This window comes from Caulobacter sp., from assembly GCF_035254145.1.
Classification (GTDB): domain Bacteria; phylum Pseudomonadota; class Alphaproteobacteria; order Caulobacterales; family Caulobacteraceae; genus Caulobacter.
Window position 1 is genome coordinate 1 of the sequence record NZ_DATFAV010000029.1, and the last position, 2,453, is coordinate 2,453.

Consider the following 2,453-nt stretch of genomic DNA (forward strand, 5'->3'; position numbering starts at 1 on the left):
TCCGACGCGATCAAGGCCGGGCCGGGCCAGTATCGCAACCCGGTCCTGCAGGGCTTCTATCCCGACCCCAGCATCACGCGGGTGGGCAAGGACTACTACCTGGTCAACTCGACCTTCGCCTGGTTTCCGGGCCTGCCGATCCACCACTCGACCGACCTCGTCCACTGGACCCAGATCGGCAATGCGTTGGATCGTCCCGGCATGCTGGACTTCAAGCGGCTGGGCCTGTCGCGGGCGGTGTTCGCCCCGGCCATCACCCATCACGACGGCCTGTTCTACATCCTCAACACCTGCGTCGACTGCCAGGGCAACTTCCTGATCACCGCCAAGGACCCGAAGGGGCCGTGGTCGGATCCGGTCTGGCTGCCGACGGTCGGCGGTATCGACGCCTCGCTGTTCTTCGACGAGGACGGGGCAGGTGGGGGGCGCGCCTGGATCCTCAACAACGACGAGCCGCCGGGGCCGGCCGAGTACCGCGGCCACCGCGCCATCTGGATCCAGGAATACGACCCCAAGACCCAGAAGACGATCGGCCCGCGCTCGGTGCTGCTGGACAAGGGCGTCAATCCGGCCGCCAAGCCGATCTGGCCCGAGGGCCCGCACATCCTGAAGAAGGACGGCTGGTACTATCTGGTCGCCGCCGAGGGGGGCACGGCCGAGGGCCACAGCCAGGTGGTGCTGCGGTCCAAGACGGTGACCGGGCCCTACGTCCCCTATGAACACAACCCGATCCTGACCCAGCGCGGCCTGCCCAAGGACCGGCCGCTGCCGATCACCTCGGCCGGCCACGCCGATATCGTCGACACGCCCGATGGCCAGTGGTGGGCGACCTTCCTGGCCGTGCGGCCCTATGGCGACGATCTCTACAACACCGGCCGCGAGACCTTCCTGCTGCCGGTCGAGTGGAAGGACGGCTGGCCGGTGATCCTGGAGAACGGCAAGACCATCCCCTATGTCGCCGCCGCGCCAAAGCTTCCCCCTTCAAGCAAGAATGGCGCGCCCGCGCCGCCGACCTCGGGCCCGTTCAAGGTCGCCGAGAGCTTCGCGGGGCCCGAGCTGCCCAAGAGCTGGATGACCATGCGCATCCCGACCTCGCGCTGGTGGTCGGTGAAGGGCGGCACGCTGAACGTCGAGGCCCGCAAGGACAAGCTAGGCGGCCACGAGCAGCCGTCGATCTGGGCGCGCCGCCAGCAGCACATGAACGCCACGGTCTCAACCACGGTGCGCTTCGCTCCCAAGGCCGACGGCGACAAGGCGGGGCTGGTGGCGCTGCAAAACGACGACTTCTACTGGTTCGTCGGCCTGGTCCGGGACGGGGGCAAGACTCTGGTCAGGGTCGAGAAGCGGGCCGGGCAGGGCGATCCGGTTGACGGCGTGGTGGTGGCGGAAAAGCCGGTTTCCCTCAAGGCCGGCCAAGCGCTGAACCTGAAGATCACCGCCAAGGCGGGGGCCCTGGACTTCGCCTACGGAACCGCGCCGGGGAAGTGGGAGATCTTGAAGGCTGGGGCGGACGGGACCAGCCTCAGCACCAAGGTCGCCGGCGGCTTCGTCGGAACCATGCTGGGCGTCTATGCGCACGGGGCGGAGCAGTAGGAGCCTAGCGACAAATCCTCCCCCCAGAGGGGGAGGTGGCGCGAAGCGCCGGAGGGGGAAGGGTTTGATCGCTTGCCTCTTCCCCCTCCGTCGCCCCTGCGGGCCGACACTTCCCCGCTAAGGGGGGAGGATTGCTTGCTCCCCCCAAATTTCGCCGCGAAGTTCCGATCAAGGATCGCTACGGTGACGCCTCACCGCTTCGAGTCATGAAAGTTCCCATGCGCCTTCTCGCTCCCCTGGCCCTCGCCGCCGCGCTCGCCGCTCCCCTGGCCGCCGGCGCCGCCCACGCCCAGACGCCGCAGGTCTCGCCGCCGCCGCAGATGAACGCGGCGCCTTCGGCCGCCGCCCTGGCCGGCAAGGCCTTCTTGGAGAAGAACGCCAAGGCCCCGGGCGTCGTCACCCTGCCGTCGGGCCTGCAGTACAAGGTCACGACCAGCGGCCCCAAGACCGGCCCCTCGCCGAAGCTGGGCGACATCGTCAAGGTCAACTACGAGGGCAAGCTGCTGGACGGCCGGGTGTTCGACAGCTCGTTCGAACGCGGCAAGGCGGCGATCATGCCCGCCGACGGCCTGATCGAAGGCTGGTTGCAGGCCCTGCCGCTGATGCACGTCGGCGACGAATGGACCCTCTATATTCCGTCGGAGCTGGGCTACGGCTCGCGCGACATGGGCGAGATCCCGCCTGACAGCGTGCTGGTGTTCCGGCTGCAACTGGTGGGCATGCTGGCGGTGGATTGAGGGTGGTAAGGCCTCGCGCCTAGCGGGGAAGAGACGGCTCGGAGAAGATATCGCAACCCGCCTTCCTGGGCCTTGTGCCCAGGACCCATGCCGCCGGCAAGCGTTGACCCTAGGCTCGAGCCC

At 68.2% G+C, this 2,453-nt stretch carries 2 protein-coding genes; both read left to right on the forward strand.

What is annotated here, in order from left to right:
• Nucleotides 1-1,593 (forward strand): glycoside hydrolase family 43 protein (locus tag VJ655_RS01515; RefSeq protein ID WP_324097601.1); only part of this gene is annotated, 1,593 nt, incomplete at its 5' end.
• A gap of 218 nt (nucleotides 1,594-1,811) precedes the next feature.
• On the forward strand, nucleotides 1,812-2,330 hold the full coding sequence (locus tag VJ655_RS01520) for an FKBP-type peptidyl-prolyl cis-trans isomerase (protein ID WP_324097602.1): 519 nt from the start codon (nucleotides 1,812-1,814) through the stop codon (nucleotides 2,328-2,330).
• Nucleotides 2,331-2,453 lie beyond the last annotated feature (123 nt).

Excerpts from the sequence above, each read along its gene's own strand:
- VJ655_RS01520 (WP_324097602.1), top strand. The coding sequence starts at position 1,812 with ATGCGCCTTCTCGCTCCCCTGGCCCTCGCCGCCGCGCTCGCCGCTCCC.